This window comes from Corynebacterium hylobatis, from assembly GCF_003955685.1.
Lineage (GTDB): Bacteria > Actinomycetota > Actinomycetes > Mycobacteriales > Mycobacteriaceae > Corynebacterium > Corynebacterium hylobatis.
Genome location: NZ_RXHJ01000019.1, coordinates 31,311 through 50,633 on the forward strand (window position 1 = coordinate 31,311; position 19,323 = coordinate 50,633).

Here is a 19,323-nt window from a genome sequence, read left to right on the forward strand (position 1 = left end):
CTAAGGAGAGCCAGTGACAACCACAACCCGGCCACGCATGGCCGTGAAGAACCAGGCCTCCGCGTCGGAGTACGGCGCCGAGGTGCTCATCTACGGATTCATCGGCGACTGGTGGACCGGCATGGACGCTGACACCTTCGCCCGGCAGATCGAAACCATCTCCGCCAACACGATCCTGGTGCGCATGCACTCCCTCGGCGGAGACGTCTGGGACGGGATCGCCATCATGAACGCCCTCAAGCGCCATACCGCGAAGGTCACTGTCGTCGTCGAGGGCATCGCCGCGTCGATGGCCTCCGCCATCGCCGTGGGCGGCTCCGACGAGCTGATCATGGCGCCGCACTCGCAGCTGATGATCCACGACGCCTGGGGCGGGGGATTCGGCAACTCCGAGGAGCTGCAGAAATACGCCGCCGACATGGACCGTGAATCGCAGAACCTCGCAGAGATCTACGCCACCCGCGCCGGGACCCCGGTGGAGGAGTGGCGTGAAGCCATGCGGGAAGAGACCTGGTTCAAGGCAGAAGAGGCGGTGGCAGTCGGTCTGGCCGACAGCATCGGCTACGCCGGTCTGGCCGCCCCGTCTGAGCCCGCCACGATCCAGGACTTCGAAGATCACCGCATCATGGCCACCCTGCGTCACCGTGGCCGCGACGACGCCCCACCACCGCCATCCCGACTCATGCCCCCACAGGAGGACCCCACCATGAAGCTGGCAGACAAGATCACCGCCAAGCTCCGCACCGCCAACGCCACCGCTACCGAGTCTCAGATCCTGGCTGCTCTCGACGAAGCCCTCGGTCTCACCCCGAACGCTGAGACCCCCCAGGCGCCGGCAGCCGCGGACACCGCGCCGAAGAACGTCCTCGAGCTGACCGATGAGGAGACCACCGAGATCCTCGCCCTGGCCGGCCTCGAGGAGGGAGCCACCGCCCGCGAGATTCTCGACGCTCTCGCCGAAAAGCTCGCCGACACCACCAACGCTCAGGCTTCCGCCCTGACCACCCCGGTCGACAAGGAGACCCTGGCGGAGCTGCGCCAGCTCGCCGCCGAGGGCATCGTGGCCCGCGCTGACAACCAGAACCGCGCCCGCGCGGACCTGGTCGAGAAGGCGATCCGCGAGAACCGCATTTCCGCCAAGAGCCGCGACCGGTGGATCAAGGCCCTGGCCAACTCCCCGGAGTCCGCCGAGAAGGAACTCCTCGCCATCCCCGTCGACACCATCCCGCGCGCCGAACTGGGCCACAACCGCGAGGACCACACCGACACCCCGTCCACCGAATCCGCCGCCATCATCGCGGCCTTCCACTCCTAGGAGGAGCTGACATGCCCGCACTGAACATCATCCGCAAGACCGGCCCCGCCGGCTACGCCGCCGAGGAAGAGATCACCGGCGGCCAGGTCGTCGCGCCGGGTGCTTCCGGCGGTGTGGTCGTCGCTGAGGCTGACGCCGAGGTCATCCTCGGTGTCGCTCTCGTCGACGCTGCCCCCACTGATCTGGAGGTCGGCGACATCAAGGTCGCTCGTCCTCGTATGACCTCCGTGGCCTACGGGCCGGCCGAGGTCAAGCTCGCGTACACCGGCACCCTCGCCCACGGCGACCAGGTGGGTGTCGGTGCTGGTGGTGCCGTCAAGAAGCATTCCGCCGGCGCCGTCGTCGGCATCGTGTCCCAGCCCCCTGCAGGCGGCTTCGCCGTCGTCCGTCTCGCTTAGAAGGAGTCACTCTCTCATGACCACCACTCTTCACTCCATCAACGACGGGCCCGTCTACACCGTCTCCCAGCTGATGGCTGACCCGAAGCAGATCACCCAGCCGATCATGAAGTTCGTCGAGGAATGGGACCTGGCGAAGTTCCTGCTCCGCGACGGCGGCGCCAACCAGGGGTCCGTCACCTTCGAGCGCGACGCCGCCCCGCTGACCGAGGATGGCCTGGAAACCCTCGCTGAGTTCGAGGAGGTGCCGACCACCCGCATGGTCGGCGGACAGGTCGTCACCGAGCTGGCCGAGACCGAAGGTCGAGCGTTGTCCATCTCCGATGACATGCGCGACTTCAACAAGGTCGGCCAGGTCAAGAAGGGGATCGAGCAGCTGAAGAATGCTGCGGTGTACAACGCGGCCAAGAAGTTCCGCACCCTGGCCCTGGCCGCCGACATTCCGGAGATCCCGGCGTCCGCCGCGTGGGGCGACAGCGGTTCCGCAGTCATTCACGACGTGTTCTCCGCAGTCGAGTCCATCACCGGTGCTGAGGTGCCGGGACATGAGGACGTGGAGTGGGACTACGAGGCCGAAGTTATGGTCGCTCCGCGCTCCATCCAGGGAGCCATGCTCCAGGATGAGCAGGTGCGCTCACTGTACGTCGGCAACATCGCCGACCAGAACCCCGCCTACAAGGGCTTCCAGAACTTCAGCTTCGCCGGTCTGCGCGTCGTCTTCCCGAAGTTCTGGTTCTCCGACCGCATCCTGATCACCAAGCCGGGCGCCCTCGGCTTCTACTCGGATGCCCGCAAGCTGCACATGGAGGGCCCGATCGATCTGCGTCCCACCCGTGAGACCCGCTACCAGCTCCTGCGCTCCCGAGCGCTGGGCCTCGACCAGACCCAGGCCGGCGCCTGGATCACCGGCATCAAGGACTAGAGGAAGGACCACATCATGAAGATCAAACTGACCGCCACGAAGTTCACCTACCGCAAGGGCAAGGGCTACACCCGGCATATCAAGGGTGACGTCTTCGAGATCGACGAGCGTAATGGTGCCCGGCTGATCAAGGCCGGCGCCGCGGTGCGGGTCGATGACGACGCACAGGAGGCTTCCGTCCAGTCCGGTGACTCCGACGATGACGCCGAGGCTCCCGCCGCTGAGGCCGAGACCGCCACCGATCAGGAGGAGGACGCCGCGGATGAAGAAGACGAGTCCGACGACGGCGATGAGACCGCCGAGGCTCCCGCCGCTGAGGCCGAGACCGCCACCGATCAGGAGGAGGACGCCGCGGATGAAGAAGACGAGTCCGACGACGGCGATGAGACCGCCGAGGCTCCCGCCGCTGAGGCCGAGACCGCCACCGATCAGGAGGAGGACGCCGCGGATGAAGAAGACGAGTCCGACGACGGCGATGAGACCGCCGAGGCTCCCGCCGCTGAGGCCGAGACCGCCACCGATCAGGAGGAGGACGCCGCGGATGAAGAAGACGAGTCCGACGACGGCGATGAGACCGCCGAGGCTCCCGCCCAGGAGTCTGGAGCACCTCTGAAGGGCGCTGGCATCGCGGACTGGCGAAAGCACGCCAAGAAGCACGGCATCGACACCGCGAACCTGACGAAGCAACAGATCATCGCCGCTGTCGCCGCCGCAGAAGCATAGAGGAGGTGGAGCCGTGCCCACCCTGGCCGTCCCCCTGCAGGATCTGCTGAAACGGCTCCCCCGACCACTGGACCCAGCTGAGTCGTCACGAGCAGAGACCCTGCTCGATGACGCTGCCCAGGAGGTCGCCGACACTCTCGAGGACCACGGGGTTGACCCCGCGGACTGGATGACCGAACCACGGCAGGCACGCCGTGCCACCCGCGTCGTTCGTGCCATGGTCGCCCAGGCCATCCTCATCGGCGATGCTCTCAACACCACGTCCATCGCGACCGGCACGGGGCCCTACTCGGACTCCGTCACCTGGGATGCCCGCATCGCTCCCCTCACCCTCTGGGGGGAGGCGGAGCTGACCGCCGACATGCTTCACTACCTCGGCGTCCACACCAACGGGCCACGAGGACGGTTCCCGACCGTCCCGATGTGGCCGGGAGGGGGACTTCCATGGAGACGGTGAAGCACCGCCGGCCCAACGGCGGGAAAACACCCACCGGCCACCTCATCCCCGACACCTCCACCTGGTCAGATCTGCCGCGCTGCATCATCGCCCCCACCAGGTCCGAGGACATGGTCACCATCTCCCGGGACGGCGAGGTCCTGGCCTGGGACGTGTTCACCCACCATCCGGTGGATATCCGCCGCGGTGACAAGGTGCTGATCCGCGGGCAGGAGTTCACTGTCGAATTCACCCCCTTCACCTGGACTCCGATGACCCGCCGCCGCGGCCGGCACGGAACCCGATTCACCGCGACCCGAAAGGAGGGATAGGAATGGCGCGCCGCACCAAGCCCTCCTTCCGGCTTAACGTCCCCTCCCCGGAGCTCGAGAAGATCCTCACGACCACCTCGAAACCGGCGCTCCGGGACGCCGGCAACGCCGTGGCATCCAACATCCGGGGAATTCCCGTCAACGTCTCGGTCGGCAACAACCGCAACGGCCGCGCCGCAGCATTCGTGACCCTCCTCCACCCCAAGGCGATTGCGTCGCAGATCAAACACGGCACCCTCACCCGCGCTGCAGCTCGCGCCGGGCTGGAGGTGAAACGTTATCGTGTCTGACCCTGTAATCCGCACCGCGGGGGACCGGGTCGCGGACATGATCACCCTGCTCAACCACATCGTGGTTGACGTCCCCACCACCGACGCCCTCCCTGATAACTACGCGGCGGACACGGACGGCCCCCACATCGTAGTCGAGGGTGACGGAACCCCCGTCTCAAGTCAGGCCCACACCGGCCAAGCAGTCCGCGTCATCGTCCACGCCCCTACCCGTCCTGACGCAGTCCGGATCATCGACGTCCTTGACGCTCTGCTCCAGCTGCATTCCTCCACCGGAGTCGGCATCGCAATCAGGCCCGGCCAGAACCCACTGGTCGACAAGGACTCCGGCGGCCACGGCACCCACTACATCGCCAGCGCAGGATTCACTGTGCTGGCACCACGCACCAAGGAGAAAATCTGATGCCAGACACCACCCCGTCCACCACCGGAGCCGTCGACATCTGGGTCGGCGCCGAAGTCTACGTCTCCCTCGACGACAACCCCCAGATCGAACAGAACGGCACCTTCGGCGAGGAGTGGAACCTTACCGGCCTACTCGACGGCTCCGCCGGCTTCACCCAGAACCGCGAAGTCTCCACCACCGAAGCCACCGCCTGGGGCAAGGGTGTCGTCGACGCCGCCGACTACGGCTTCAAGTCCACAGGCGGATTCACCGCACTTGAGGACAACGACGTCACCCGCTACCTGATCAACCCGGGCAGCACCGAGCACGTCATCGTCGCCCCGAAGCCGGCCTACGCCTTCCTCGCATACTGCACCACCAACCAGCGCGGCGACACCGAAATCCTCATCACCCGCAAGAAGGCCCGTGTCTTCGCCCCGTCCATCCCCAAGACCCAGGAATTCGCGGGTACCGCCTTCGAGGTCAGCCACTTCGTTGACGGCAAGGGTGGACTTTTCGACCGCGTCATCATCGACTCCACCACCGGCGAGGTCACCACCATCGCGCCGATCCGCATCAAGGGCCTGAACACCCCGGAAACCCCCCTCAACATCCACGGCGACACCGTCCCCGCCGGCGGATAACCCCGCCCGCCGCCGCGCGGTCGGCACACACCAACCGCGCCCCCAGTCACCCCAAAGGACCCCAGCATGCACATCCCCACCCAACAGGAGATCGACGCCCGAGCCCGACAACTCGGCCAAGACATCAACGGCACCTGCCCGCCACATCTGCGCGCAGGGATCGCCAGGCAGTTGGCCCAGGAGTCGGCGGCACAGTCGGAGGCCCCACCGGAGGCACTGGCCGAGGTCGCGGCCCGCTTCGACCGGGAGCTGGCGAGTCTCGGCGTGCCGGAGCTCGTTCGTGCGCACGCTGTCGGCGGGCTGATCAGCTCGCTGGCTCTGGGAAACACCGAAATAACCCCACATTCCTGACCCCAAGGAGGACGGCCGATGGCCGCAGTAAAGAAGTCTGAGTCCGCCAAGCGTGTTGCTGATGTCATCGAGGCAGAGGCGACAGCCAGTGAGAAGTATGTGACGTTCACCGTCGAGATCGGTGATGCGGAGCTTGAGCTGACCACCGTGCGTGAGGTGACTGATCTGCCGCGTCACGTCATGAAGTTCGTCGGCAAGAAGGACCTTGAGTCGGTGTCGCTGTTCCTCGAGGCGCTGCTCGGTCCTGAGCAGCTGGGCAAGGTCGATGCTCTGCAGGCCACCATCGGGGAGTTCTCCGAGATCGCGTCGGCCTGGGCCGACGTCGCTGGCCTTGAGGGAAAATAGGGCTGCTCCCGCAAGTTCTGGAGCACCTCGATCTGGTCGAGGCGGATCTGCTGGAGCAGTACGGCGTTGACATCTACTCCTGGTGGCGCGGTGAGATGTCGACTCGCCGGCTGCTGAACTTGGTGTTTCAACTTCGGCAGGAGTCGTCTTTTGTCGCGAAGATCACCGGTTCTCAGCGCATTTCGTTCGCTGATGAGCGGCTGATGGACATCCCCGAGGCATTGACCGGGCAGGCACATCCGGTTCGTCAGGCGATCGCTCGTGCTGAAAAGCAAAGGGCGATGGAGCCGAAACGTGCCGCGGCTCTCCGGAAAGCCAAGGCACGTCGAGCGGTATCACGTAGGTAGGAGGGGAAGTCTAATGGTCGCAGTCGGGTATGCAACGCTCCCGATCATCCCGTCGTTGGAGGGGATCGCAGAGAAACTCTCCTCGGCACTGGAGAAGCCGGCCGCTGCCGCCGCTCAGCGGGCGTCTGCGTCCATAGAGCAGTCGATGTCGCAGGCTGCAGACAAGGCGTCCTATGTGCTCAAGAAGGCTCGGGAGCGGGAAGAGGAGGCCACCCAGAAGGTTCGCGATCTTGAGCGAAAGCTCGAGACTGAGCGTAATGATGCCGCCCGCAAGCATGATGCGATCCAGGCCGCCGAGCTGGCGCGAGACCGTCAGGTCGCCGACAGCAAAGCACGGGTGGAAGAAGCTCAGCGCAAGCTCGATGAGGCGAAGTCCTCTGGTGCTGCCACCACGGAGGAACTCGCAGACCTTGAGCGCAAGCTCGAGTCGGCGTCGCTCTCGGCTGCCGAGACGAAGATCAAGGCCGAGAACCGCGTCTCCGCGGCGGTTGACGCGCATCAGAAGTCACTGGACAAGGTCGAGAAGACCACCCGCGACTACGGTGACGCGCAGGAAGACGCCGCCGAGAGCTCCGAGAAGGTCCTGACCGCCCAGAAGCGTCTGGACACTCAGACGTCGATGACCACCGGGGAATTCAAGGCTCAGCAGGACGAGGCCGAGAAACTCGCCCGGGAGCTGTCCGGGATCGGTGACGCTGCTGCCGATGCCGGTGAGAAGTCTGTGTCCCTGGGAGACCGCATCAAGCAGGGTCTCGGCACGATCGGCCGGGGCGCCCTCCTGGGTGTCGGCGCCAAGATCGGCACAACCTTCATGGATGCTGTCGGAGAGTCCGTCGGCCGCGGCTTCAAGCGACTCAACGCTTTCGATCAGGCTGAGGCATCGATGCGGGGCCTCGGGCATGCTGCCGACGCCATCGACCGCATCATGCAGGGTGTCAGTGACTCCGTCACCGGCACCTCTTTCGGTCTTGATGAGGCCGCCGGCTCCGGTGCGAAGCTCTCCGCTGTCGGCGTGGAGGTCGGCGCTGAGCTCGACCGGGCGCTGAAGCTGACCGCTGACATCGCTGCCCAGGGCCGGACCTCGATGGATGACATCTCCTCGGTCATGGCCAAGGTCGCCGGTGACGGCATCCTGACCAATGAGGTCCTCGGCCAGCTCGATGATCGAGCCACCGGTGCCTCGGCCGCGGTGGCCCGCCATATGGGGGTCAGCGTCGGTGAGGTCAAGAAGCTGGTCACTGAGGGGAAGGTCTCTTTCGAGGACTTCCAGACCGCGATGGAAGATCACATCGGCGGTGCCGCGCAGGCCACCGGTGAGACGTTCGAGGGCTCGCTCGGGAATATGCAGTCCGCGCTGGGTCGTCTCGGGACGAAGGTCCAGGAGCCCGTGTTCGCGCTGCTGCCTGGTGTGTTTACCGCCGTCGGTGGTGCCGTGGACAAGCTGGGGGAGAAGATCGGTCCTCTCGTGGAGGAGTGGTCTGCTCGTCTCCAGCCGACGATGGAGCGGTGGGCCGATGAGCTCGGACCGCGCCTGATTGACACGATCGAGCAGGTCTCTGACAAGATCGGGGCGGCGTTCGGGTGGATCTCCGACAATCAGGATGTCCTCCAGGCCGTCGCTGTCGGCGCCGTAGCCGCCGGGGTGGCCTGGCAGGGTTGGGCTGTCGGTATGAAGGTCCATGCCGCGGCCGTCGCGATCGCCGACAAGGGGTGGAAGGCCTACATTGCGTCCACCACGATTGCGACAAAAGTCACCGCCGCGTTCGACAAGGTCACCAAAGCCACGGTCATCGGCGCAATCGCGGTGGCGGTCATGGCTGTGGTCGCGGCCCTCGTCTACTTCTTCACCAAGACCGAGACCGGTAAGGAAATCTGGTCCCGTTTCACTGATTTCCTGAAATCATCGTGGGAATCAGTCCAGGAGAAGTTCACCGTGGTGGTCGACTCCATCACCGCTTCCTGGGAGTGGCTGACCTCCGCCATCCAGGCAGGCTACGAGGGCTACATCAAGCCTGTCGTCGACGGGATCATCCTCGTTTTCAAGACGCTGCTCGTCGTGATCACCACCGTGGTTCTCACCCCCCTGCAGATCGCTTGGAACGCGGTGTGGGCCGGCATCAGCTGGTACTGGGAGAACGTATCCAAGCCAGCATTCGAAGCGATCCAGTCGGTGTTCCACATCGTCGCGGAATGGATACGGGAAAAGATCGACGTGATCCGCGGGAAGTTCGACGAGTTCACCGCGAAGATCGTCGAACTGTACGAGACGTGCGTCTCACCGTATCTGCTTCTGGTGCAGGCCGCTTTCGAATACACCCAGGCATGGATCGCTGAGCGGATCGACCTCATCCGCGGAGGGCTGCAGTCACTCGGTGACAAGATCACCGAGCTGTACACCTCGTACGTCCAGCCGATCATCGACAAGATCGTCGAGCGGTTCAATCACTTCCGGGACATGGTTGGCCAGGTCAAGGACTTCATCGTCAACGTGGCCATCGTCGGCATGCAAAACGCCTTCAAAGGTTTCCGTGACTTCGTCACCTCCGTTGTCGACGGCGTCGGAACGAAGTTCAACGAGATCAGACAGAAGTTCGCCAAGCCGATCAACTTCATTATCCGCACGGTCTACACCGACGGACTCCAGCGGGTGTGGAACGGTATCGCGGAGAAGGTCGGTGGAGTCCCCCAGCTGGGGAACATCGCACCCATCCCCGAGTTCAACACCGGCGGCCACGTCAAGGGCCCGGGAACCGGCACCTCGGATGACATCCTGGCCAGGCTGTCCAACGGTGAGCATGTGCTCACCGCCGCCGAGGTCGAGGCGGTCGGTGGCCACGGCGTGATCTACGCGCTACGCAAGGCCATCAATGCCGGCCACGGCTTCACATTCGCCAACGGCCAGCTCGTTGAACTGCCCGGGAGAATCAACAACCGGGTCGGCGACCTCGCCGGCGCCGCGCCGGGCCTGTTCCCGGCGTTTCGCGACGGTGGCGAGGTTCGGCCGCTATGGGAGATGCAGCTGCAGAAGGCTCATGAGTTCGCCAAGGCTCAGCACGGCAAGCCCTACCAGTGGGCAGGGCCCACCGGCCCTGGGTCGTCGTTCGACTGCTCCGGGTTCATGGGGTCGATCGCAGCTGTCATCCAGGGCACTGATCAGTGGCGCCGCTACTGGGCGACGATGAGCTTCCCGACTCCGGGTGCGCAGGGCTTCGCCCCGGGCCTGGGACCGGGTTTCTCCATCGGTGTCTGGAACGGCGGTCCGTACGGAGGCCATACCAGCGGAACCCTCGGCCCCGCCGGCCCCTACGGGTCGGTCAACGTCGAGTCCGGCGGTTCACCGTCCATGGTCAAGTACGGCGTCGGCGCCGCCGGAGCTGACGACCCTCAGCACAAGATGCACTTCCACCTGCCCATCGGTGCCGACGGGGCGTTCGTCTCCGGCGGGTCTCTGTCCGCAGAGGGGATGCTGTCGGTGATCAGGCAGAAGATCGAGTCCACCATGGACTCCGTACTCGGCCCGATCAAAGCGCAGCTGCCGCAGCCACCGACCGGGATCAACGCGATCCCGCACCAGATCGTCGAAGACCTCCCACCGAAGGTCGTCGACAAGCTCTTCAACATCGTCGAGAACCTCGGTGAGAAACTTGCCACGGTCTACAACGCTGTCAAGGACGTCGGGTCCCTGGTCTCTGACCGGGTGAGCTCCGGCGTCAACTGGGTCACCGACCGGGCAGCATCCGCCATCGGTCTTCATGACGAGGGCGGCTGGCTCATGCCGGGGGCTCTGGCGACCAACCGGCTGAGCAAACCGGAGCCGGTGCTCACCCCGGAGCAGTGGGCTGACATCAGCCGCATGGTCGAGTCCCTCCCGACTATCGGCCCCCCGCTGAAGAACCTGGTCGAGGTGCTCGAGGTGGAAGCTCGAACGCCGTGGGATGAGCGCATGGCATCGCTGGCCAACCACCTCGAAGGCATCGAGGTCAACGCGAAGGGAGAGACCGAGAAAACTCGTGGGCGCATCGGAACTCCCGGCGAGATCGCCCAGTGGGCAGGCACCGAAATCGCCGAGAGTATCGGCAACGAAGCCCTCGGACTGATCGGACTCGACGGCCTGATCAGCCTTCCCCGGTTCCTCGACGACGAGCTCCGCGTCCCCTACACCAAGGACCAGGCCACCGCGCCGGGTGAAGTGGGGACCCTGGTGGAACCGAAGTCGGTGGCGTCAGTAGCAGATCAGGCCACGGCGGGTCAGGCCCAGTCAGTGACGCTCAACGTCACGTTCAACAACGTGGATCCGGAGAACGTGGACGAGCTCCAGCGGATGGTCGACGAGCTGGCAGCAAAGGTATCTGACGCGACGACCAATCGTCGGACGGCGGCGGCGGTATCTCGCGGCCGGTCAATCTAGAAAGGGGAGATGCTCATGGGCACCATGTTCGATGGCACCGAAACCTATGACTGGTGGCTTGAAGACTTCCGCGGCCGGAAGTGGGTGCTGTTCGGAGATGAGGAAGGAGACCGCGGGGTCACCTTCGAGTCGATCAGCGGTGCGGAGAACAGCATCATCCGCGAGATGACGGCAAGCTCCCACCAAGTCGGCGAGACCATCTCCGGGTGGCACGTCGAGAGGCTGGAACCCACCCTCACGGTGTCGATCTCCACCCGGGGTCGGCCCAAGGTGTGGACCGACTGGATGACCGCCTGGTCACAGAACCGCGAGTGCACGCTGTTCTGCCGCAATCCGCACACCCAGCGGGTCAAGCAGTTGACGTCTCGTATCCAGTCGGGACGTCAATCTCCGGAGGCGGAGCCGCATCTGTCCGGGCTCACGATCCAGGAGTTGCCCCTCCTGGCGCCGAAAGGGGTGTGGGTGGGTTCCGTCCAGGTGCTCAACGTCGGGGACGTGTGGGTCAACCCCGGTGATCTTCCACCACTGGTCTCGTACTACCCCGAGGCTGCCGGTGAAATCGGTCTGGGCATCGGCGAGGACGTGTGGACCGCAACTCACCCTGCTTTCCCTGCGGGGACGGAGGTGGATCTCGATCCTGAGGCGCGGATGAAGACCCGGGTGAACGGCGTCGTCGAACCCGTGTGGTTCTCGACGTGGCGCAACAAATGGAATCCCCTGCAGGTGCAGGAGGGGCAGGAACTGCACGTGGTGGCCGCCGCCGGCGAGGTGGCAGTCACCCCACGGTTCCTCGGCCCATGGTGACGAAAGGAGGTGGAAGCTGGTGAGTTTCGACTGGACTCGGTGGCACAACGACATGAAGCTGTCGGCGAAGGCCTTCGGTCGCGCGATCTGGCTGATCGACCGCGACGGGATCCCCTACGAGGAAGTGCGTGGCTGGATCGACCACGACTTCGGAGACAGCGCCCTTGACGTGGCCGCCGGGTCGGTGACGATCTTCGCTGACAACGAAGTCGTCCCCTGGTTGCTGGCCATGCAAGACGTCGGCCTGATCGACGGTCACTCCCCGGAGATGGACGCCCTGATCCACGAAGCCGTGCACATGGTCGTCCTCTCCGACGGCGGCACGCTCAAGGGCTATCGGGTCCATGAGCTGTCCGTGGAAATCGGTGGGAAGAAGGGCGGCACCGTCGAGCTCATCGGCCTGCGCCCCTTGGAGCACTGGAAGCATATCGTCCTGAAATCCAACCCGGCGTCGCCCAACGAGTTCCAGCTCAAGTGGTCGGACATCCGCTGGGGGCCCTCGCTGAAGATCCTCAAGGACTACATCCACAAGAACCTCGAGCGTGCCTTCCAACCGCTGTCACTGCTAGGCCAATGGGATCTTTCATCACCTAGCGCCTGGTCAAAGATCGAGCCGGCACGATGGAAGATCATCATGAACCCGACCGTGCCCGCCCGGCCCACCGAGTGGGCGGTGATCGAGGCCCGCTACGACAATGCCTGGGACGCACTCTCCGGCACCGCCCACGCCGCCGGCCTGATGATGACCGCAGAGTACTGGTTCCCCGGCGACCCCCAGCCAGCACCCGACCACTTCACCCTCACCACACCAACGATCGTCCTCGACGTCGTGGACCGTTCCTTCCACAACGGGGCAACCGGCACCCTCGCCGACCCTCTCCGTGCGATCGCCCGGATCTTCTCTTCGGTCGGGGACACCGAGATCTCCGACGTCCCGGTCTTCGACCCGACGGCCGCCGCAACAGCCTCAGGCCTCCAGCCCTGGGTTGTGTGGCGCCCCACCGAATACCAGGCTGTATCGCGCCTGGTCATCAAGAAGAGCACCGACAACTCCTTCATTATCGGTGGACGCTCACCCGCCGCCCTGAACAAGATCCTCTCAACGGGTGTCCGGGCATTGGCCGCCGGCATCGGCTCACTCCTCCCTGGCATCGGCCCGGCACTGGCTGTCATCGTCGGTGACCTCGTGGAGGAGAACGTCAAGGACCGAATCCTGGCGTTCATGCAGATCGACCATCGCCGCCGTGCTGGGTACCACGGCCGGCTCTCGTATCTGGAGCTGTCGAAGCCGGGGGAGGCATTCTCGCTCTCCGGTGTCCAGCAGGCGATCGCTGCCTCTGAGGAGACTGATGGCGGAATCAGTTTCGAGATCGCCGTCATCGACGACGCCCCGTACAAGCTGGGCCGGGACTACGTCTTGGGCGACCAGGCTGGTGTGGAGGCCCTCGGCATGCAGCTTGCTTCGTTCGTCTCCGAGACCCACGAGATCGGCTCCCGTGGGCACCTCGGGGTATCCGTCAGCCTCGGCGACCCCCGGCTGAGGGAATCCCAAGGAGACATGCTCGCACGCAACGCCGAAACGACCTCTGGGATCCTCTCCCGACTCAAGACCCAGCTAGGAGCGTGACGATGTCCGAAGTCAACCACCAGTTCAGCCGGATCAACCCTTATCCAGTCCCGGCCGGCAAACACCCGTGGATTCCCCTCCTCGTCCGACCCAGCGGAATCGCCTTCGACGAGGAAGTGTTGGAGGCCATCGCCACACACATGGAGAAGGTCGGCTTCATCCACCTCGGATGGATGGAGATCGTCCATGACGTGCGCGTCGTCGTGGGCCTGCCACCCAAGGGAGCCGACGACCTGACAGCCCAGCCGGGAGAGCCCTTTGAGTGGCTCATCCCGGACGGATGGAAATCTCACTGCCGTCATATCGGGCAACTTCCGCCGGGGATTGAGCTGGTCGGCGACAGACTCGTGGGTGTGTGCGCGATGCCCGGTGTCTGGTCATTCCAGATCATCGTCGGACCAGGCGTGAAATTTGATGGTCTGGGACATGGCGGCGCTCCGCTGGAGCCGGGGGAGTGGATTTCGGTGGATCAGGAGCCTGCCGTGATCTCCCGGGAGGTCGATGGGATTGACCTGACCACGAAGAGCCGGCAGGAGCTTGATGACATCATCGCTCAGGCCATGGCCGTCAAGCAGGACAAGAGAATGCAGGAGGTGCGTGACCAGTGAGTGTGGATCCGTCAAAACGTGTGCCGGTCCCCAACAGCGGGCCCAGCTCCTTTAATTTGGGGGAAGCTCTGGGAGGTCTGCTCGGTGACATCATCGGTGGGATCGGCGCGGCCATCGCCGGGTTCTTCGACCCGGAGGGTGTTTTCGGTGCTGTGGGGGAAGGTATTTCCACCATCCGGGATGGGATGGAGGATCTTCATGACCGGGTGGATCTGGTGGATGAAATTTTGGATTACGGTGTGGCGTACATGCCCACCGGCCGGAATTTCAGCGGAGCTGGGAAGCTGCCGTTTACGGGTCAGCGCACCCCGCTTAAGGGCGTGCGCCTGGAGAGCTCGGGACTGCGTCTGCTGGGGAAGGGGGCGTGGCAGATTTCTGTCACCCTCAACCCGTCGTGGGTGCGTCTGGTCACCAGTCAGATCATCTACGAGATCCGCTGCTACGCACCCAACGGTTCGTTGTTCACCTACCAGAGGTTCGTGGACTATACGTCAGATGACACGCACTCAGTCGACTTTGGTGCGGACTTCGTGGTCCCTGCCCCAAATTATTTGGTCAGCGTCCATGTGGTGTCCATCGGCCTGGGCCGTGGCCACAACGGCGGATGGGCCACCACCCGGCTGGTAGCGAAGCGGTGGACGTCAGAGACCATCGGGCAGCCATCAGGTGACGCGTCTGAGGAAGTGGGAGAGGGTTAAAGTGACCATTCTTACGGGAAAACTAACTTCTGTTGGCGGCAAGCCCTTCGCCGGACGGTCGCATGCTGTCCTCATTTACTCGCGGGTGGCCCGGCCAGGCCCGGGGAATGCTGTCATCCTCCAGCTGGTGGACACCATCCCAATGCGCGCCGCGGCTGGCGGGGAGTTCACTTCTCTTGACATGCCCCCGGGCCCAATCCGTGTTGAGCTGCAGGGCAGCGAAGCTCACGGCCAGCACTGGGATGTCACCCTCCCCGATGAGGATGTGGTGGAGCTGTCCGCGCTGATCGAAGCCAACTTCGACTGGACTCCTGCTGTGGTGTCCCGCGCGGAGGCCGCTGCGCGTCGTGCGGAAGGTGCGCGGAATGACATCGTCCAGGTGGTGGAGTCTACGGAGTGGGTGGGTGACCGGCTCACCGTCCTCGGGAAGGAATCCCCACCGCTGAAGGGCCCGCGGGGTGAGCAGGGGGAGAAGGGGGAGCCTGGGCAGGATGGGCAGGTCACGTTTGAGTCCCTGACGCCTGAGCAGGTGGAGCAGATCAAGGGCCCGCGGGGTGAGCAGGGGGAGAAGGGTGATCCCGGTCCGCCGGGTGATCAGGGCCCTCCGGGGGATGTGTCTGTCGATCACCTGAATCACGCACTCACTGCCAAGGCGGACGTGGAGCACACGCACCCCACCAGCCAGGTCGCGGGGTTGGATGATGCCCTCGCGGGGATCCATGACCTGGTGGAGGGGCGGACCACTCCGACCACGGTGGCGGGCATGATCAATCTCGCGGTGGACGCCCTGATCGACGGGGCACCCGAGGCTCTGGACACGCTTTTCGAGATCGCCGCCTACCTCGGCACGCATGATGATGAGCTGGCCGCCCTGGTCACTGCCCTGGCGGGGAAAGCCGACAAGACGCACTCCCATACCCCGCAGCAGGTGGGGGCGGCCCCCGCCCATGTGGAGGTCACCGGGGACTGGCCCACGTCGGGCACCCCGGGCACCATCTACTGGAAGGCGGAATAATGCCCCTCCAGATCGACGGGAAGAATGTAGGCGAAATACGCCTCGCCCAGATTGACGGCACTCTCGCCGTCATGGGGGAAACCTGCGTATGGGACAGCGGGGAGTGGCGGACGATCTACACCTCTGTCCGACCCCTGCATTTCGAGGTGCTGGAGATCACCACCGCCGGGACACACACCATCACCATCCCCGACTGGTGCACGCACGTCGCCGCGATCCTCGTCGGCGGTGGCGGAGGCGGAGGCAAGTGGAGAGCCAACTCTACGACCGGCCAGGGCGGCAACCGGGGCGAGGGCCGCGTCCTCGACCTCGCCGTCACCCCCGGCACCCTCACCCTCGCCCTCACCGTCGGAGCGGGTGGTGGGGCTGGTGCATCCAACTACCCCGGCGGGACAGGCGGGTCCACCACGCTCCTTGGAGCATCCGCGCCGGGCGGGTCCGGTGGCAGCAGCTCCGGCTCGCCGCTTGCTGGGCAGGAGGACACTCTGCCCATCGACCCCAAGGTGGTGCCACTCACTGATGGGCAGACACAATTTTTCATCGGCCCCTCCGGCAAGACCTACGGCGAGGCCGGCCAGCGTGGTGGTGGCGGTTCCGGAGGAAACTCTGAGCTGACCAAGCCGTCCGCCCCTGGTGGTGATGGGTGGGCACGGATCTGGATGTGGAACCGCGACCCCCGCACCTGACTGTCCTGTCTGATGAGGACCTCCGAAACCGCTATAGGCAGATCTCCGATGAGCTTTCGCGTCGTCATGAGCTGGCTGCCGGACCGCAGCAGGTGCGTGAGATCTGCGCCCGACACTGCGAGCTCGGCGGTGACCCGCAGGACCTCGCTGACGAGATCCACACGGTCGCAGCCGAACACGACATCACCATGCAGGCACCGACCGACGAGACCTGACCCCTAAAATTGCTCTGCTGCCGGTAGCTTGAATGCATGTTTGAACTGATCTGGGCGCCGATCATATCGGGCACTTTCACTGGCGTAGCAGTTGCGCTGGTACTCGCGGCTTTTAGGTGGAGGGCGAAACCACGATTCGAGCTGCAGAAAATGGGAGAAGAAGGATACGGCAAGCTGATCAACTGGTCACTTCGGCCGATTCTTCTCGGTGACAGCTTCTGTATGGATACTCAGTCGCGTCTGCTGGATCCTGGCGGAGGATCGAACTTATCCGGAGAGAACTCTCTTTCTCGATTGGTGGTTCTGCCGCTGGATAGTCGGATTGTGCTTTTGAACGGCGCTGATCTTGGTCACTACGTGACGTTCACCTACCGACCTCTCTGGCGTGCCAGTGGGGGAAAGAACTACTCGGAGCTCGGTGCGCAAGCTGACGAAATAGGACCTTTCGGATCCCCGAAGCAGAACGACAAACGTTTTTCTAAATGGAGAGAGCACTCCGTCCTCGTAAGCGACTGACTACGAACTCACAACCCCTGACCAGTGTGGTCGGGGGTTTTCTCATTCCCGAAAGGAAACCCGTGAAGACCATCCCGTACAGCACAGCGATGGAGATCCTGGGCTGGATCTACTCGAAAAATGGCTTGCCCTATCACTACGGAGGTAGCGGCCGGCCGGGCGGTGACTGCTCCTGGTTCGTCATGGCTGTGGCCGCTGCCCTGCAGGGGAAGGCCCGCGATGTCCGTTACGGATCGACCGAGACCTTCCGCCTGGCCTCCGGTGAGGTTCTCGGCCTGGTCCGTGCGTCCTCGAAGGCGGCGGTGCCGGCCGACGCGATCCTCAAGCTGGGCTTCTATCACAACGGCGGCGGTTACAACTCACACACGAGCGGCACGTTTGCCGGTGTGAACTTCGAGTCGCGCGGCATGTACCGCGGTGTTTCTGGACACGTCGTCGCTGGCACGGCGCGCGCCTGGGACGATCCGCTGTACCACTCCTGGTGGTATCTGCCGGCCCGTCTCGGCCCGAAACCCGCCGGCGCCTTCCCCCTGCCGCCGCAGGGCTGGTACTACGGCCCGCGGTCGGGCCCGGATCAGTCCGTGTCCGGAGAGGCTGGGGAACCGCCCTACATGATCGAGGGCCTGCGTGAGCTCCAGCGCGCGCTGGGCACCACCCCGACCGGCCGGTGGGCTGACGTCGCCGGCCGTGTCCGCACGATCCAGGCTGATGCCGGCGGAGCTCTCGGCCCGACGACCGGGCACGTCGGCCCGAAGACCTGGGCCGCGATCATCAACCCCACCACGACCCCCACACCTGCACCTGAGAAGAAGGAGACCACCATGGCCACCACCCTCGACACTGACGTCGAAGCAACCGACGGCACCACGCACAGGGTCGTCGACCTGATCCGCTACACCGACGGCCGGGTGTTCGGCCTCACTGAGGTCACCCTGCCTCGGATCGAGAAGAAGCTCGACACGGTCATCGAGACCAACGGTCAGATCATCGACATGCTCGCCAGCTTGCAGGCCCGCGCCGCCTCCGGTGACGACCGCCAGCAGATCACCATCCCCACCACCACCGTCTAGAAGGAGAACCACACCATGATCACTACCGCATTCTGGGCTGACGCCCTCGAGCGCGCCGTCAAGACCGCAGCCCAGGCCGTCCTGGGTGTTTTCGTCGCGGGCGTCACCATCATGTCCGTCTCGTGGGTCGAAGCCGCCGCCATTGCCGGCACTGCCGCCCTGGTCTCGATCCTCACCTCCATTGCCTCCTCGGGTGTCCGTCATCAGGACTCCGGCTCCCTCATCCGACAGCCTCACCCCCTCCCGGACGACGCCGCGACGAACTAGATCATGGACCTGCCCCTGCTGGAAATCCTCTTCGGGGCCGGGGCTACGGCACTCATCGGCATCATCGGCTTGGTTTGGAAGATCGTCTACGAATCCAGAGCCGCCCGGCACTCTGCCGTCGAGGCTGAGGCCGAAGTTAAGAAGGTGAAAGCGGAAGCCGAATCAATCGCCGTCGAGGCCGCCCACACGGCAGTCCAGACCGTGCAGGCCGCCCTCGAGGCTCAGGCTGCCCAGGTCCGCGACCTGTCGCAGCGAGACCTCAACCGTGACACCCAGATGACCCGGATCAACCAGAAACTGGACGACAGGGAACGCCTGTACAGCCTCGCACTCGGACATATCGCCGAGCGAGAACAGTACGCCGCGACCATATTCGAGGCCCGCCCAGGCGACCTACCTGAGATACCTGTCGAGCTCCGCCCCGACCTTGAGGCCCTGGACACCAACCACCGGTTGCACAAACACCCCCGGCCCCGGTCGCCGGATCCGAAAGCCCGCACACCCCCCGAGCGCAAGTGAACCGCCCCACCCCGCACGCCATCATGGGCGCGCCGGGTGGGGCGGTTTCGTCATTTCTGGGTGTCGTCCTCGATGATGATGTCGGTGGGGATGCAGCCGAGGCAGCCAGCGGCGATATAGGTCAGTGCTTCGTTGTCGGGCTGGTGGGGGAGTCGGGCGAGGAGGGCGTCGAGGAGTTCGCGGCGGTCGTTGGCCACGATCCAGTTTCCGAGGCTGTCGTCGAGGAAGATCATGCTTTATTAGACTGCGGTTCTGCTCGTGCGGTTCCCGGCAGTGCGGAAAAGGTTCAAACTGGGTGAGGTTGAACTAGGTGGCATTACCCACGAATTACCCACGTCTAGATTTTGTGGTGGATCTCCTGCAGGTAGATCAGATATACCGTGAATCCCCGGCAGCTCCACC

General features: G+C 64.6%; 25 protein-coding genes. 24 read left to right on the top strand and 1 reads right to left on the bottom strand.

Going from position 1 to position 19,323, the window contains the following annotated elements:
• The first annotated feature begins 13 nt into the window (after positions 1–13).
• The 24 genes from EAH68_RS12775 (at position 14) to EAH68_RS12890 (ending at position 18,921) form a co-directional block, all read left to right on the top strand.
• Entirely contained in the window at positions 14–1,315 is a 1,302-nt protein-coding gene (locus EAH68_RS12775; protein WP_126121728.1) for a head maturation protease, ClpP-related, read from the top strand.
• 11 nt (positions 1,316–1,326) lie between these two features.
• Positions 1,327–1,713, top strand: a complete 387-nt coding sequence (locus EAH68_RS12780) for a hypothetical protein (protein WP_126121729.1) — start codon at positions 1,327–1,329, stop codon at positions 1,711–1,713.
• Positions 1,714–1,729: 16 nt separating this feature from the next.
• The gene (locus EAH68_RS12785) at positions 1,730–2,635 is read left to right on the top strand and encodes a phage major capsid protein (RefSeq protein WP_126121730.1); all 906 of its coding nucleotides are present in this window, start codon (positions 1,730–1,732) and stop codon (positions 2,633–2,635) included.
• A gap of 15 nt (positions 2,636–2,650) precedes the next feature.
• Positions 2,651–3,358 (top strand): hypothetical protein, encoded by a 708-nt coding sequence (locus EAH68_RS12790; protein ID WP_126121731.1) that lies wholly within the window; start codon positions 2,651–2,653, stop codon positions 3,356–3,358.
• Between the two features lie 13 nt (positions 3,359–3,371).
• On the top strand, positions 3,372–3,815 hold the full coding sequence (locus tag EAH68_RS12795; RefSeq protein ID WP_241228459.1) for a Gp19/Gp15/Gp42 family protein: 444 nt from the start codon (positions 3,372–3,374) through the stop codon (positions 3,813–3,815).
• Positions 3,803–4,126, top strand: coding sequence for a hypothetical protein (locus EAH68_RS12800; RefSeq protein ID WP_126121732.1), 324 nt, complete (start codon positions 3,803–3,805; stop codon positions 4,124–4,126). The genes EAH68_RS12795 and EAH68_RS12800 overlap by 13 nt, the downstream gene beginning before the upstream one ends.
• Positions 4,127–4,128: 2 nt before the next feature.
• Complete coding sequence (locus tag EAH68_RS12805) at positions 4,129–4,416, top strand: hypothetical protein (protein WP_126121733.1); 288 nt, start codon at positions 4,129–4,131, stop codon at positions 4,414–4,416.
• Entirely contained in the window at positions 4,409–4,819 is a 411-nt protein-coding gene (locus tag EAH68_RS12810; protein WP_126121734.1) for a hypothetical protein, read from the top strand. Before EAH68_RS12805 ends, EAH68_RS12810 begins: the two co-directional genes overlap by 8 nt.
• A complete protein-coding gene (locus tag EAH68_RS12815; protein WP_126121735.1) occupies positions 4,819–5,445 on the top strand; it encodes a hypothetical protein in 627 nt (208 codons plus the stop codon). The genes EAH68_RS12810 and EAH68_RS12815 overlap by 1 nt, the downstream gene beginning before the upstream one ends.
• A gap of 66 nt (positions 5,446–5,511) precedes the next feature.
• Positions 5,512–5,796 carry a hypothetical protein gene (locus tag EAH68_RS12820; protein ID WP_126121736.1) on the top strand — a complete coding sequence of 95 codons (285 nt, stop codon included), beginning with the start codon at positions 5,512–5,514 and terminating at the stop codon, positions 5,794–5,796.
• An 18-nt stretch (positions 5,797–5,814) separates the two neighbouring features.
• Positions 5,815–6,141 (top strand): hypothetical protein, encoded by a 327-nt coding sequence (locus EAH68_RS12825; RefSeq protein WP_126121737.1) that lies wholly within the window; start codon positions 5,815–5,817, stop codon positions 6,139–6,141.
• A gap of 95 nt (positions 6,142–6,236) precedes the next feature.
• On the top strand, positions 6,237–6,488 hold the full coding sequence (locus tag EAH68_RS12830; protein ID WP_126121738.1) for a hypothetical protein: 252 nt from the start codon (positions 6,237–6,239) through the stop codon (positions 6,486–6,488).
• A gap of 13 nt (positions 6,489–6,501) precedes the next feature.
• Complete coding sequence (locus EAH68_RS12835; RefSeq protein ID WP_126121739.1) at positions 6,502–10,896, top strand: tape measure protein; 4,395 nt, start codon at positions 6,502–6,504, stop codon at positions 10,894–10,896.
• 15 nt (positions 10,897–10,911) lie between these two features.
• Positions 10,912–11,700: a hypothetical protein gene (locus tag EAH68_RS12840; protein WP_126121740.1), complete on the top strand. Its 789-nt coding sequence runs from the start codon at positions 10,912–10,914 to the stop codon at positions 11,698–11,700.
• 19 nt (positions 11,701–11,719) lie between these two features.
• Positions 11,720–13,327, top strand: coding sequence for a Gp37-like protein (locus tag EAH68_RS12845; RefSeq protein ID WP_241228460.1), 1,608 nt, complete (start codon positions 11,720–11,722; stop codon positions 13,325–13,327).
• 2 nt (positions 13,328–13,329) lie between these two features.
• Complete coding sequence (locus tag EAH68_RS12850) at positions 13,330–13,935, top strand: hypothetical protein (protein ID WP_126121741.1); 606 nt, start codon at positions 13,330–13,332, stop codon at positions 13,933–13,935.
• Positions 13,932–14,633 (top strand): hypothetical protein, encoded by a 702-nt coding sequence (locus EAH68_RS12855; RefSeq protein ID WP_126121742.1) that lies wholly within the window; start codon positions 13,932–13,934, stop codon positions 14,631–14,633. Before EAH68_RS12850 ends, EAH68_RS12855 begins: the two co-directional genes overlap by 4 nt.
• 127 nt (positions 14,634–14,760) lie before the next feature.
• The gene (locus EAH68_RS12860) at positions 14,761–15,648 is read left to right on the top strand and encodes a hypothetical protein (RefSeq protein ID WP_126121743.1); all 888 of its coding nucleotides are present in this window, start codon (positions 14,761–14,763) and stop codon (positions 15,646–15,648) included.
• Positions 15,648–16,334, top strand: a complete 687-nt coding sequence (locus EAH68_RS12865; protein ID WP_126121744.1) for a glycine-rich domain-containing protein — start codon at positions 15,648–15,650, stop codon at positions 16,332–16,334. Before EAH68_RS12860 ends, EAH68_RS12865 begins: the two co-directional genes overlap by 1 nt.
• A complete protein-coding gene (locus tag EAH68_RS12870; protein ID WP_126121745.1) occupies positions 16,310–16,549 on the top strand; it encodes a hypothetical protein in 240 nt (79 codons plus the stop codon). The genes EAH68_RS12865 and EAH68_RS12870 overlap by 25 nt, the downstream gene beginning before the upstream one ends.
• Before the next feature lie 36 nt (positions 16,550–16,585).
• A complete protein-coding gene (locus EAH68_RS12875; protein WP_126121746.1) occupies positions 16,586–17,065 on the top strand; it encodes a hypothetical protein in 480 nt (159 codons plus the stop codon).
• Between the two features lie 62 nt (positions 17,066–17,127).
• Complete coding sequence (locus EAH68_RS12880) at positions 17,128–18,135, top strand: hypothetical protein (protein ID WP_126121747.1); 1,008 nt, start codon at positions 17,128–17,130, stop codon at positions 18,133–18,135.
• 15 nt (positions 18,136–18,150) lie between these two features.
• Positions 18,151–18,402 carry a holin gene (locus EAH68_RS12885; RefSeq protein ID WP_126121748.1) on the top strand — a complete coding sequence of 84 codons (252 nt, stop codon included), beginning with the start codon at positions 18,151–18,153 and terminating at the stop codon, positions 18,400–18,402.
• Positions 18,403–18,405: 3 nt separating this feature from the next.
• Positions 18,406–18,921, top strand: coding sequence for a hypothetical protein (locus EAH68_RS12890; protein WP_126121749.1), 516 nt, complete (start codon positions 18,406–18,408; stop codon positions 18,919–18,921).
• A gap of 50 nt (positions 18,922–18,971) precedes the next feature.
• Here EAH68_RS12890 and EAH68_RS12895 read toward each other — a convergent pair whose 3' ends face one another.
• A complete protein-coding gene (locus EAH68_RS12895; RefSeq protein WP_126121750.1) occupies positions 18,972–19,154 on the bottom strand; it encodes a hypothetical protein in 183 nt (60 codons plus the stop codon).
• Between the last annotated feature and the right edge of the window lie 169 nt (positions 19,155–19,323).